We start from the raw sequence: 13,121 nt of genomic DNA, 5'->3' as shown, positions 1-13,121 counted from the left end.
GACAAGTGCTTTGACTGCATTTAATCCAAAAACGGTCAATGTAGATAACGAAAAGGAAATGTACGAAGCCATTTGTAAAACAATGGGTAAATTTCTTGTTTTGGCTACTTGGACCTACAGAAAATCTATGGGTTATCCGTTGAATTATTATGACAACACAATTGGTTACGTAGAAAACTTTATGCAATTAATGTTTAAATTGCCTACAGAACCATATACTATTAAACCAGTTATTGTTGCAGCATTAGATAAATTATTTATCCTTCACGCAGATCACGAACAAAACTGTTCTACATCAACAGTGCGAATGGTTGGATCTTCTCACGCGGGATTATTTGCTTCAATTTCTGCAGGTGTTTCTGCACTTTGGGGACCACTTCACGGTGGTGCAAATCAAGCTGTTCTTGAAATGTTAGAAGACATTCAAAAAGACGGTGGCGATGCCGAAAAATATTTGGCTAAAGCCAAAGACAAAAATGACGAATTCCGTTTAATGGGCTTCGGACACAGAGTGTACAAGAATTTTGATCCAAGAGCAAAAATCATAAAAAAAGCAGCTGATGAAGTGTTGGCAACTTTAGGAGTAAATGATCCAATTCTTCAAATTGCCAAAAAATTAGAAGAATCAGCATTAGTAGATGAATATTTTGTTTCAAGAAAATTATATCCAAACGTAGATTTCTATTCAGGAATTATATACAGAGCTTTAGGAATTCCTACAGATATGTTTACCGTATTATTCGCTATTGGTCGACTTCCAGGTTGGATTGCCCAATGGAAAGAAATGCGTGAAAACAAAGAACCTATTGGTCGTCCTCGTCAAGTTTATACTGGTGAACCATTGCGTGGTTTTGTCGCTATAGAAAAAAGATAATAACTCAATAATTTAAACCTAAAAGCTTCTCTTAATCGGGAAGCTTTTTCTATATTTGCCAATAAGCCTAAAGCTATTTTATGTTACAAATTAATGTTAAAAATGAATGGTCACGATTAAGAGCAGTTGTACTAGGTTCAGCTATTAATAATGGGCCAACGCCAACTGCTGAGGAAGCTTATGACCCAAAATCTTTAGAACACTTACTTGCAGGAACCTATCCTGTAGAAGCAGATATGATTAACGAAATGGAAGCTTTTAATCAAGTTTTTCAGAAGTATGATGTCAAAGTGTATCGTCCTGAAATGATAGAAAATTATAATCAGATATTCACTCGTGATATAGGTTTTGTGATTGATGATACTTTTATTAAAGCTAATATCTTGCCAGATCGCGAGCGAGAACTTGATGCAATTCAATACATTATTGACCAAATAAATCCTGCAAAAGTTGTTCGTCCGCCTGAGGAAGTGCATATAGAAGGTGGTGATGTGATTCTTTGGGACGACTATATTTTTATAGGAACATATAAAGGGTCTGATTATAAGGATTATATAACAGCAAGAACTAATATTCAAGGTGTAGCATATATCAAAAAATTATTCCCAAATAAAATTGTCAAAGAATTTGATTTGGTTAAATCAAAAATAGAAGCCCGCGACAACGCTTTACACTTAGATTGTTGTTTTCAACCTCTCGGTCAAGGCAAAGGAATTATTTACAAAAGTGGTTTTCGTGAGGAAGCTGATTATATGTTTTTAGTGAATTTAATAGGAAAAGAAAATCTATTTCATATCACTCGTGATGAAATGTACGAAATGAATTCTAATGTATTTTCGATTGCTCCAAATGTTGTAGTTTCTGAAAAAAACTTTATCAGATTAAACAATTGGCTTTGTGAAAACGGATTTATTGTAGAAGAAATACCGTACGCTGAAATCGCCAAGCAAGAGGGGTTATTACGTTGTTCAACACTACCATTAATAAGAGATTAATAAAATATTTTGAGTATTAAGTTTGTTTTACAAACCCAAAAACTCAATACCTAAAATACAAAAGAAATGAACCAAACAACCAATTCCATATTAATGATTCGCCCAGTGGCGTTTCGTATGAACGAACAAACAGCTGTAAATAACTATTACCAAAAAGTATTAGATGGTTTATCACCTGAATCAGTTAATGCTAAAGCACAAGAAGAGTTCGACACTTTCGTAAATAAATTGCGAATGGTAGGTGTCGATGTAACTGTGATCGATGATACATTAGAACCTAGCACACCAGATTCCATATTCCCAAATAATTGGATTTCTTTTCACGAAAATGGAGATGTGGTTTTGTATCCAATGTTTGCAGAAAACAGAAGACTAGAACGTAGAGATGATATTTTAGATGTTCTTGAAGACAAAGGGTTTCAAATTAGTGATGAATTAACAGATTATACTTCAGCTGAAGAAGATGGTTTTTATCTTGAAGGCACTGGAAGTATTGTTTTAGATCGCGAAAACGGAAAAGCCTATTGTGCGCTTTCGCCTCGTGCTGACGAAGAATTGTTTATCGAATTCTGTGAAGATTTTGAATTTACACCAGTTATTTTTGAAGCTTTTCAAACCGTTGATGGTGAACGTAAATTGATTTATCACACGAATGTAATGATGTGTATTGCCGATACTTTTGCAGTTATTTGTGCAGATTGTATTGATGATAAGAAAGAACGTAAAATGGTTTTAGACAGCTTGAAAGCGGATCAAAAAGAAATTATTTTAATCTCTGAAGATCAAATGAATAATTTTGCAGGAAATATGTTAGAATTAGTGGGTTCTGACGAAAGACGTTATTTGATAATGAGTGCTTCTGCTCACAAAAGTTTGACTAAAAAACAAATAGCACAACTAGAGGAACACATTACTATTTTAAGCTCTTCATTAGATACAATTGAAGCTTGTGGTGGTGGTAGTGCTCGATGTATGATGGCCGAAATTTTCTTGCCAAAGAATGAATAATTAAAATAATTTCACATAGGTAGTAAATGAGTATTTATTTTACTACCTTTTTTTGTGGTGTTTTTGTTGCTATTTTAGTTGTAGTTTTTGCTACAGGTTTTGAATTTGTTACAGGTTTCGTGTTTGTTTTAGCAATTGGTTTAACAATTGGTTTTGTATCAGCCTTAGGTTTAGTTGTAATAATTACTTTTTCAAGAATATAACCACCCTTCGTTGCACCCCAAACTTGCTTGTCATTTTTATCAAAACCTTGATCCCAAGCGATCATTCTGTTTTTGTCAATATTTATTTTTGAAGTGGCATATTGTGCGCCACGCAACTCACTTGGACAGGATTTTCTTCCGCTTTTTCCAACAAAACTACTATCGTTTTGGCGCTTGAAAACTACTTCACAACCCTTTTTTAGTTCCAAATCGCTTTCTAAAAGAGCATCAAATGATTTTGGAGTTTTATATTTTCCAATCCATTTTTGCTCCTCCTTAATACTATAAATTTCATTTAAAAATTCGGAATTATTTTTTTGTGAAAGTTTGTAAATACGAACTCGATACGGTTTATATTGTTTATTAGCCAATGCTTGTTCGATATACAAATAGCTTCCTTTGCTTTTCCAAATAGGGGTCATTCTTAATGTAATGTAGTAGTAGGTTTTGTCTACTTTTGATTGTTTTTCAGAAGTGTAATATCCTTGCATTGTAGACATTAATTGGCTTAAATATTTTGGATTATATACTTCTGATTTAGTTTTTGTAGCCGTTTTGGACGGGCCGCTTGAATTGGGAATTGAAATGGAAGTGCTGTCAGTTTTGCAACTAAAAAAAAGAACTGCAACGACTAAAGAAAAGATGATTCTGCTCATAACTTTTTAACTATTTTAATTATTTGAATTTGCAATATTTTTTAACATTCCGTCAAATATAAAAAAATGAAATGGAATCATTGCATACCAATACAATCTTCCTGGAATTCCAGTAGGTCTAAAAGTAGCAATTTGGTGCAAAATATTGTCTTTATCTATCCTGAATTCAAGCCATGCCTCACCAGGAACACGCATTTCTGCAAAAAGTAATAATCTTTTTTCTTTTTTATCGGCAAGTAAAACTCTCCAAAAGTCTAAGGCATCACCATTGTCAAGATGTGTAGGGCTTGTTCTGCCACGACGCATTCCAACGCCTCCAAAAATTTTGTCTATCGAACCGCGCAATTGCCACATCCAGTTGCCGTAATACCATCCTTTTTCGCCACCAATGGTCCAAATGTTTTCTAAAGCTAAATCAGGATTTGTTAATTGAAGTTTTTTACTGTCTTTTAGACAGCCATAAGTTGGAACTTGAATATAGGCGGATAGGTTTTCTTTAAATCGACTGCTTGCTAAACTATCTTTCCAACTGGAAATAACTAAATTTTGTTCTATTTTTTTAAAGGCTAATTTTATGGCATCCACATAGGAAATAGGTTTTATTCCTAACATTTTTTGTAATCTATTGTCGCTACAAATTACTTCCATCTTCATACTATCCACCAAGTTCATTGCTAGTTTGTAGGAAGTTGATGTGACAAAATACAACCAATAGGAAGATAACTTAGGTGTGAAAACAGGAATTGTAATGATGGCTAGTTTTATGCCACGCGTTTTGGCATACAATTGCATCATTTGTTTGTAGGTTATTACGTTTGGGCCACCAATATCAAATGATTGGTTGAAACAATCCTCTCGATTTATGACACCTGTTAGGTATTGTATCACATCACGAATGGCAATGGGTTGCGATTTTGTTAAAACCCATTTTGGAGTTATCATTATGGGTAGTTTTTCACATAAATCTCTAATAATTTCAAACGAAGAACTTCCAGAGCCTACTATAATACCTGCTTTTAAAACGGTAGTGTTGTACTTCCCTTTTTGCAAAATTTGTTCCACATTACTTCTAGATCGCATGTGTTTTGATAAGTTAGGATCATTGACTATACCACTCAAGTAAATGACTTGATTGACTTTCATAATATCCATATAGCTATTGAAATTGTGAGCCGAAGTAGCTTCCATTTCATCAAATTTTTTTATAGAGGACGACATAGAATGAATCAAGAAATAAGCCACATCGATTCCTTCTGGACAACTATCTAAAACTGGAGTTTTAAGAAAATCAACTTCCCAAACGGTAACTCTTGCTAATGTTACAGCATCAAGTCCAAGACGAAGTTTATCTCGAACACAACATACTACTTCGTGACCTTGTTCTAATAATTCTGGCAATAGCCTACGACCTACATAGCCGTTTGCTCCAGTTAAAAGTATTTTCATACTAAAATAATTTCCATAAAGTTACAGAAAATTATTTGAATTATAATGGAATGTTGATTTATTAGCCCCGATAGAAGCGGCATCCTTTTGCTTTTTTTTAAAGCAAAAGATAGAGCGGATAGCGGGAAATAGCTCCAAATAAAAATTAAATACCTCTCACAATACTCAAAATAGAGCTAATGATATATTGCACACCGATGGCAATTGTCAAAAACCCTATAATTCTAGAAATGGCTACAATGCCTGATGCTCCTAGTATTTTGGACAAATAATGTGCGCTTCGTAACACCAGATAGATTACAATAGAAACAGCTAAAATGGCAAATGAAGAGATAATCATTTGATTGGGTTCGTGGTGTTCTTGATAAAAAGCGATGAGTAGCGATATAGAGCCTGGTCCAGCAAGCATAGGCATAGCAAGTGGCGTTAGGGCAATATCATTTCGAGTTTGAACATCAGTTTGTACTTTTTTATTAATGCCTCGTTTTTTACTGAATTTTCCTGAAAGTAACGAAAACCCAGAACTAGCGATAATGATTCCGCCTGTAATTCGAAGGGCATTGATGGTTATTCCGAAAAAAGATAAGACATATTGACCTACAAAAAATGAAATAATTAAAATAATAAAAACATCTATGGCTGTCCAGAGAGAAATTCGGGAACGCTCGTCTTTACTATCGTCTTGCGTAAGGCCAACAAAAATAGGGACTGTTCCTATGGGATTTAAAACGGAAAATAAGGCAAAAAAAAGATAAATAAAAAGTTCCATAGTTTTTGTGTAAAATTAGTTCAACTCCTTTCTGCAAAGTTAAAATTAAAAACAAGCTAACGTTAAAAATTAGAATTAAAACCGTCTATTTTTGTATTTTTGCAAAATGAAAAATAAAAAAACCTTAGTTTTAGGTGCTTCTGCAAAACCAGATCGTTATGCTTTTAAGGCAATTACTATGTTGGTCGAAAAAGGGCATTCGGTTATTGCTATTGGGCAAAATGTAGGCGAAGTTGCTGGAATCAATATTAGAACTAAAAATATTCCATTAGCAAATATAAACACCGTTTCGTTGTATCTAAACCCAACCAGACAGCGTGATTATTACAATTATATTGTGGAAGCCAAACCTAAACGTGTTATTTTTAACCCTGGAACCGAGAATCCAGAATTCTATCAACTGTTAGAATTGAATAAGATTAAAGTTGAAGTAGCTTGCACTTTAGTGTTGTTGGCAACTAATCAATATTAGTTTTTTTTGGAGCTATTTCCTGCTATTCGTTCCAATCTTTTGTGCCGAAAAAAATCGGCACAAAAGGATTTTCACTACTATCAGGGCTATTATCAAAATTTCCGTACAATGAAAACACCATTCAAAATTAAAATTTTGTTTCCGAAGTAGCTGGTTTGCTTATTAGAAGCAATCCTATAAAAGTTATCAAACCATTTACAATAATCAATTCGTTATCAAGCACATAATTTCCAAATAGTTTTGCAGAATTTGTACTAATAAAAAAGCAAATTGCTGGCGAAATCACGCAAATAAATGGCACCAATTTGTCGTTAACGGTTTTCGATTTTACAAACAACCCAAAAGCATACAATCCTAAAAGAGGACCATAGGTATAGGATGCGATTTTGAAAATCATTTTTACTACCGAAGCATCATTCACCGAATTGAAAATTACGATTACCAAAAACATCAATAACGAAAAACCAATATGAACAAAATGGCGTGTTCTCACAATATTAGGTTTGTTCAGGTTTTCGGCTTTATCCATTCCAAGAAAATCGACACAAAATGAGGTTGTTAAAGCGGTAAGAGCAGAATCGGTCGTTGCAAATGTAGCAGCGGTTAATCCCAACAAAAACACAATGGCGGGAATTAATCCTAATGATTTTAATGCAATTTCAGGAAACAGAAAGTCTGTTCTGGCAACACCATCAACCATAGGAATTTGAATTCCATTTTTTTCTGCAAAAAGGTATAATAACGCACCAACACTCAAAAAGAAAATATTGATTACCACAAATATTCCAGTAAAAGTGAACATGTTTTTTTGGGCTTCGCCAATGTTTTTACAACTCAAATTTTTCTGCATTAAGTCTTGATCCAGCCCAACCATAGCAATAGTTACAAACATTCCACCTAGGATTTGTTTCCAGAAATAATTTCCTTTCATAAAATCATCAAAGAAAAATATTTTGGAATAATTGCTGTTTTTGACTTCTTCAAATGCAGTCACAAAACTTAAATCAAGACTTCTGCAAATAAAAATAATAGTTAGAAAAACAGAAGAAACAAGAAAAAATGTTTGCAAAGTGTCGGTAATAATAATGGTTTTTAGGCCGCCACGATACGTATAAGCAAATATCAAAAGCAATGAAATTAAAACAGTCGCCGTAAATGGAACGCCATAATAATCAAACACATAACGTTGTAAAACTATAACCACTAGATATAGTCTGAAAGCAGACCCAATAGTACGACTTATTAAAAAAATAGTGGCAGCAGTTTTGTAGCTTACAACTCCTAAGCGTTGTTCAATGTAACTGTATATAGAAGTCAGATTCATTCTATAATACAACGGGAGCAAAACTTTAGCAATAATGATGAATCCTAAAGCATTTCCTATTACGAACTGAAAATATTTGAATTGTAAATCAGGATTTCCTACTTCTCCTGGAACTGAAATGAATGTAACTCCAGAAAGCGCCGTTCCTATCATACCAAAAGCGACAAGATACCATTTGGAATTTTTGTTGGCTTTAAAAAAAGCTTCGTTTCCAGTATCATTTTTACTCATATAATGCGAAATAATAAATAATATGCCAAAATAAACGATTATTAAAGTCAAAATTGCAAATGGAGTCATAAGTCAGGTTTTAATTTAATGGCAAAATACAATTTTTTGTTTAATCGTTTAATTGTTTATTCTTTTTTTTAGATTTTGATGAAAATTTGTAGCTTTTAAAAAAATAATCAAATAAAAAAATTAACAAAAAACATTACTTTTGCAAAATGGAATTTTCTTCAAAACTATTAGAAAAAGCAGTCAATGAAATGTCGCAGTTGCCAGGAATTGGAAAACGAACGGCACTTCGGTTAGTTTTGCATTTGCTAAAACAACCAAAAGAGCAAACCAGTTTTTTGTCGCAAGCATTAGTGAAAATGCGTGACGAAATTCAGTTTTGCAAGAACTGTTTTAATATTTCTGATGTTGCTATTTGTGAAATTTGTTCCAACCAAAAACGAAATCATCAAATTGTATGTGTAGTTGAAGACATTAGAGATGTAATGGCAATTGAAAACACTGGGCAATTTCGTGGCGTTTATCACGTTCTGGGCGGAAAAATATCTCCTATTGATGGTGTTGGTCCAAGTCAACTCAACATTGTGCCTCTTGTTGAAAAAGTAAAATCTGGAAATATTTCTGAAATAATTTTCGCTTTAAGTTCCACAATGGAAGGTGATACGACTAATTTTTATATTTACAAACAGATCAAAGAGTGTCAAATAATTACATCATCAATCGCTAGAGGAATTTCAGTTGGTGATGAACTAGAATATGCTGATGAAGTGACTTTGGGGAGAAGTATAGTCAATAGAGTTCCGTTTGAAAATTCATTTAACAACAATTAATGGAATTAAAAATAAGATATATTTCTTTTTTGCAAATGAAAAACTATATTTGTTATACCAAATGGTTCAAAAAAATGCCTAAAATATACAGTTTTATACTAATTTTATTTCTTTTGATGTTTACTTCTTGTATCCCAATCAAAGATTTAGAATATCTTCAAAAAACAAACAAGTCAAACCCTGAAGCTACTATAGTTCCTGCTGTTTTAAAGCCTTATCGCATTCAAATAAATGACGTTGTGAGTGTTAGGATTAAAGCATTAGATCAAAAACTAGTGAATATGTTTAATACATCATCAATAGAAGGTATGCAGTCCAACTCTTCAGAAGCTTTATATTTTGACGGATTTACAGTAAATGATCATGGAGAAATAAGAATTCCGGTTTTAGGAGAAGTTGCAGTTATCGGACTAACACTTGACGAAATTAGAATTAAAATTGAAAAGCAATTGTTAGCTGAATATTTTAATAAAGAAGCTGATATTTTTGTTTCAGTAAAATTAGCAGGATTAAGATATACCGTAAATGGAGAAATTACAAATCCTGGATCAAAAATTCTATATCAAGAAAAGGTAAATCTGCTTGAAGCTATTGCAAATAGCGGTGATATTACAATAACTGGAAATAGAAAAGAAGTTCTGGTTGTAAGGCAATATCCTCAAGGTACGGAAATGCATACCATAGATTTAACGTCTGTTGAGGTACTCAAATCGCCTTATTATTATGTACAGCCTAATGATTTTATCTATATAAAACCATTAAAACAGAAATCGTGGGGAACTGGAACAAATGGATTGCAGTCTTTCACAACAATATTAGGAGCTGTTTCACTATTGTTGACCACATTTTTACTATTTAAAAGATAATTATCAAAATGCTTGATACTAAAGACTTTTCTTTTTTTGAAACACAAAATAATTTTGATTTCAAGTCCTTTTTTACAAAAATACTAGGGCATTGGAGCTGGTTTCTTGTTAGTTTGCTAATCGCTTTTACGGTTGCCTACCAAGTAAATGTTAGAAAAGAAAAAATTTATGGAGTTTCTACTACAATAGCTTATAAGGAAGAAAACAATCCTTTTTTTACAGCAAACACAAGCTTGGTTTTTAATTGGGGAGGAACTTCGGATCAGGTTCAAACCCTGTTAACGACTATAAAATCTCGTTCTCATAACGAAATTGTTGTTAAAAACCTCAATTATTTTATAGAATATTTACGACAAGGGAAATACAATATTGAAGATGCTTATGGTCAAGTTCCGTTTTATGTAAAAATAAACAAAAACCTCCCTCAGCTGGCTAATCAACTCATTACTATAAAGTTCGTAAGTCCTACGGAATATGAAATTAGTATCAATTTTGAAAACCCAAGAGCTTCCTTAATGAATTATACAACAGAAGTTTCAAGTGAAACAAATGTTCAAGTTGGAGATTTCAAAAAGCGATATAAAATAGGTGAACAAGTCACACTTCCATTTTTGCATTGGAAACTAGAATTAACTGACAATCCAGGTTTTTATGATGGGTCATCACATATGGTTCGATTTGCTGATTTTAATAGTGTCGTAAATCAATACAAAAATATTGATATTGATTCGGATACTAAAGGTGGTGCAATTTTGCAATTAAACTTGCAAGGAACTAACAAGCCAAGAATGGTTGATTATCTCAACGGGACAATAAACACGCTTATAAACAGGCAGTTGATGGCTAAAAATCAATTTGCTACGAATACAATTGCATTTATTGACAGCACGCTTGTAGCAATGGAAAGTCAATTAAAAAATACAGAAGATGAATTAAAAAGCTTCAGTCAAGACAAAAATATATTTGAAGTAGAGCTTGGAGGACAAAAATTTACAGATCAAATCACAGCATTTGATGTAGAAAGAGATTTGATAAGTCGGAAACTATCGTACTATAATTCTCTAAAAAATTATTTGAATAATAGTGTAGATTATTCAAAACTTCCAGCGCCATCTGTTGCAGGTATTGATGATCCGAATATTTTGACTAATGTTTCTAAACTCACCACATTATCTGCCGAAAGGGCAGAAATGTCGTATGCAGTAAAAAACGATAAGAAGTTCAAAGATTTTGATGTTCAAATGGATGCCTTAAAACGAGTTTTGTTAGAAAATATATCCTCAGCAAAAGCTTCTATTCAGTACGATTTATCATCAGTAAATAGGAAAATTAGTTTTGCAGAAAGCACTATTAAAAAGCTGCCAGGACAACAACAAGAATTAGTCAAAATTAATAGGAAGTACGATTTGAATAAAAATGTGTACAACTCTTTCTTAGAAAAAAGAAGCGAAGCAAACATTGTTAAAGCAGCTAATTTGTCTGACATCCAATTTATTGATCCTGCAAAAGATACAGGAGGTGGTTTGTTAGGGCCGAAAACCAGTATAAATTATATTTTAGCCCTGTTTTTAGGACTTCTATTACCACTTGCTTTAATTTTTGGAATTACAATTATAGACAACTCCATTAAAAACACGGATGATATTACTAAAATGACCAAAATTCCAATACTTGGGGTGGTTGGAAAAAATACATACAAAACAAATTTAGCCGTTTTTGAAAAACCAAAATCTGGATTGGCTGAAAGCTTTAGAGCCGTTCGATCCTCGCTTCAGTTTTTGTATAAAAGACAGCAATCTGGTTCTAAAATATTAATGGTAACATCATCTATAAGTGGTGAGGGGAAAACATTTTGTTCCATTAATATTGCCACTGTTTTTGCGCTCAGTGAGAAAAAAACAGTCATTGTTGGACTTGATTTAAGAAAACCTAAAATTTTTCAAGATTTCCATACGGACAATACAATAGGTGCTGTAAATTATCTAATTGGTCAGAAAACACTAGCCGAAATAACACAAGTAACTCCGATACCATTTTTAGATTTTATTTCCTCAGGACCTATACCTCCTAATCCTGCGGAGCTTATTATGAGTGAAAGTATGAATGAAATGCTGGAGGAATTAAAACTCAAATACGATTATATTATTTTAGATACCCCACCGATAGGATTGGTTTCAGATGCGTTAGAGTTAACACCGTTTTGCGATGCAACACTATATATTGTAAGACAAAATGTAACTAAAAAAGACATGCTTACTCTAGTGAATAATAAACACAAACGAGGAGAATTAAATAACATTAGTATTGTGTTTAATGGTTTTGAAAACAAAGCGAAATATGGCTTTGATAACGGCTATGGTTATGGCTACGGTTATGGGAATTATGCCAATGGATATCACGAAAATGAGAAGTCACCAAATGGATTTGTTAAATTTATTAAAAAAACATTTAATAAATAATGTTAGAAAAAAAATATAAAATATTAATAACTGGTGGTGCTGGATTTATAGGTTCTAATCTATGCGAATATTTTGTGAGTCAAGGATATCAAGTGGTATGTCTTGACAATTTTTCAACAGGATATCGACACAATGTGGAGCATTTATTAAATAATCATAACTTTGAAATTATAGAAGGAGATATTTGTAACTATTCAAATTGTCAGGATGCAATGAGTGGTGTCGATTATGTATTGCATCAGGCAGGATTAGGCTCGGTTCCAAGATCCATTACAGACCCAATTACGACAAATAGTATAAACGTTTCAGGGTTTTTAAATGTATTAATGGCTTCAAAAGTAGCAGGTGTTAAGCGTTTTGTATATGCAGCAAGTTCTTCTACTTATGGGGATTCAGAAAGTTTGCCAAAAGTTGAAGATGTTATAGGTAAACCACTTTCGCTTTATGCAGCTACAAAATATATGAACGAGTTGTACGCTGAAATTTTTAGTAAAACCTATGGAATAGAAACAATTGGGCTGCGTTATTTTAATGTTTTTGGAAGAAAACAAGACCCTAATGGCGCTTATGCAGCTGTAATTCCAAAGTTTGTAATGCAATTTATGAAATATGAAAGTCCAGTTGTTAACGGAAACGGAGAATATTCTAGGGATTTTACATATATTGACAATGTAATTCAGATGAATGAATTGGCTATTAAAACGAATAATCCAGAAGGAATAAATACTGTTTTTAATACTGCATTTGGAGACAGAACAACATTAAACGATTTAATTAAATATTTGCAAGAATCATTGTCTAAATTTGACCCGAAAATTGCAGCTGTTAAAATAGTATATGGACCAAATCGTGCAGGTGATATCCCTCATTCATTAGCAAGTATCGACAAAGCAAAAAAGATATTAGGATACAATCCCAAGTTTTCCTTTAAGCAAGGATTAGATCAAGCTGTACAATGGTATTGGGAAAATTTAAAATAAAA

The 13,121-nt window shown here is 32.8% G+C and carries 12 protein-coding genes; 8 read left to right on the top strand and 4 right to left on the bottom strand.

The annotated features are described in order from the left end of the window. From RMO70_RS09775 to ctlX, 3 genes are all read left to right on the top strand, one after another. A partial coding sequence (locus tag RMO70_RS09775; RefSeq protein ID WP_310556257.1) for a citrate/2-methylcitrate synthase occupies positions 1-874 on the top strand: 874 nt, incomplete at its 5' end. Between the two features lie 80 nt (positions 875-954). Next, entirely contained in the window at positions 955-1,869 is a 915-nt protein-coding gene (locus tag RMO70_RS09770; protein ID WP_310556256.1) for an arginine deiminase family protein, read from the top strand. Positions 1,870-1,935: 66 nt separating this feature from the next. Continuing rightward, positions 1,936-2,877, top strand: a complete 942-nt coding sequence (gene ctlX, locus RMO70_RS09765) for a citrulline utilization hydrolase CtlX (protein ID WP_310556255.1) — start codon at positions 1,936-1,938, stop codon at positions 2,875-2,877. Between the two features lie 34 nt (positions 2,878-2,911). Here ctlX and RMO70_RS09760 read toward each other — a convergent pair whose 3' ends face one another. The 3 genes from RMO70_RS09760 to RMO70_RS09750 form a co-directional block, all read right to left on the bottom strand. Beyond that, positions 2,912-3,736: a chromophore lyase CpcT/CpeT gene (locus RMO70_RS09760; protein ID WP_310556254.1), complete on the bottom strand. Its 825-nt coding sequence runs from the start codon at positions 3,734-3,736 to the stop codon at positions 2,912-2,914. Between the two features lie 15 nt (positions 3,737-3,751). Continuing rightward, positions 3,752-5,182: an SDR family oxidoreductase gene (locus RMO70_RS09755; RefSeq protein WP_310556253.1), complete on the bottom strand. Its 1,431-nt coding sequence runs from the start codon at positions 5,180-5,182 to the stop codon at positions 3,752-3,754. A gap of 145 nt (positions 5,183-5,327) precedes the next feature. Beyond that, positions 5,328-5,951, bottom strand: coding sequence for a MarC family NAAT transporter (locus RMO70_RS09750; RefSeq protein ID WP_310556252.1), 624 nt, complete (start codon positions 5,949-5,951; stop codon positions 5,328-5,330). A 106-nt stretch (positions 5,952-6,057) separates the two neighbouring features. Here RMO70_RS09750 and RMO70_RS09745 point away from each other — a divergent pair, with 106 nt between their 5' ends. Next, positions 6,058-6,423, top strand: a complete 366-nt coding sequence (locus RMO70_RS09745; RefSeq protein WP_310556251.1) for a CoA-binding protein — start codon at positions 6,058-6,060, stop codon at positions 6,421-6,423. A gap of 127 nt (positions 6,424-6,550) precedes the next feature. Here the strand turns inward: RMO70_RS09745 and RMO70_RS09740 are convergent, their stop codons facing one another. Then, positions 6,551-8,047, bottom strand: a complete 1,497-nt coding sequence (locus RMO70_RS09740; protein ID WP_310556250.1) for a sodium:solute symporter — start codon at positions 8,045-8,047, stop codon at positions 6,551-6,553. A 146-nt stretch (positions 8,048-8,193) separates the two neighbouring features. On the opposite strand from RMO70_RS09740, the gene recR reads away from it, so the two are divergent. The 4 genes from recR to RMO70_RS09720 all read left to right on the top strand — a co-directional run bounded on the left by recR (position 8,194) and on the right by RMO70_RS09720 (position 13,119). Further along, on the top strand, positions 8,194-8,814 hold the full coding sequence (recR, locus tag RMO70_RS09735; protein WP_310556249.1) for a recombination mediator RecR: 621 nt from the start codon (positions 8,194-8,196) through the stop codon (positions 8,812-8,814). A 74-nt stretch (positions 8,815-8,888) separates the two neighbouring features. Further along, positions 8,889-9,680, top strand: a complete 792-nt coding sequence (locus tag RMO70_RS09730) for a polysaccharide biosynthesis/export family protein (RefSeq protein WP_310556248.1) — start codon at positions 8,889-8,891, stop codon at positions 9,678-9,680. 8 nt (positions 9,681-9,688) lie between these two features. Next, complete coding sequence (locus RMO70_RS09725) at positions 9,689-12,139, top strand: polysaccharide biosynthesis tyrosine autokinase (protein WP_310556247.1); 2,451 nt, start codon at positions 9,689-9,691, stop codon at positions 12,137-12,139. Then, the gene (locus tag RMO70_RS09720; protein WP_310556246.1) at positions 12,139-13,119 is read left to right on the top strand and encodes an SDR family oxidoreductase; all 981 of its coding nucleotides are present in this window, start codon (positions 12,139-12,141) and stop codon (positions 13,117-13,119) included. The genes RMO70_RS09725 and RMO70_RS09720 overlap by 1 nt, the downstream gene beginning before the upstream one ends. Positions 13,120-13,121: the final 2 nt, after the last annotated feature.

The sequence above is a fragment of the Flavobacterium sp. genome (assembly GCF_031422135.1).
GTDB lineage: Bacteria > Bacteroidota > Bacteroidia > Flavobacteriales > Flavobacteriaceae > Flavobacterium.
The sequence above is the reverse complement of the archived record's forward strand: the minus strand, read 5'-3'. Positions and strand labels throughout refer to the sequence as shown.